The 508-nt window shown below is 68.1% G+C and carries 1 protein-coding gene; it reads right to left on the bottom strand.

The window, feature by feature from the left end; translation table 11 throughout:
• Positions 1-508, bottom strand: a 508-nt coding sequence (locus GVL52_RS31830) for a glycoside hydrolase family 19 protein (RefSeq protein ID WP_368735338.1), incomplete at both ends; no start/stop codon positions are given.

Below are 508 nucleotides of genomic sequence, written 5' to 3' on the forward strand. Positions count from 1 at the left end.
GGCCGTCACGTAGTCGGTCACGTCGCCCGCGAAATACATCGAGAACTTGCGGCCGTTCGCGAAGCCGGCGCCCGTGCGCATGCCGTGCGACATCAGGGCATAGGCGACTTCCGCCGTCTTCACCAGTTCCGGATCGTTCAGCAGGTCGAGCCCGCGGCCCAGGGCCACACCCGCCTTGGCGTAGTTGGACCACCAGGTCAGCTGGACGTAGCCGCGGCCGTAGTAGGCGTGCTCGGCACCGTCGTCGGCGTCGTAGACCTTGCTCGCGGCGCCGCCGTCCTTGGTGCCCATGGTGGCGCCCTTGGTGAGCGGCGACACGTCGCCCCCGGCCGTCACCTTGAACTGGTCGCCGTCCTGCTCGGTGATGCGCACGCCGCCGTCCGGCAGCGGTTTGACCTTGACGGGCTCGTGGTACTGCCGCCCCTTGCCGTGGCCGATCTCGCTCACGGGCGCCATGGTCATCAGCCATTTCCGCTGCTTGAGGACCACCGGCTTCTTGTGCTTGTCC

The organism is Rhizobium sp. 18055 (assembly GCF_902706285.1).
In the GTDB taxonomy this organism is placed as follows: Bacteria; Pseudomonadota; Alphaproteobacteria; order Rhizobiales; family Rhizobiaceae; genus Rhizobium.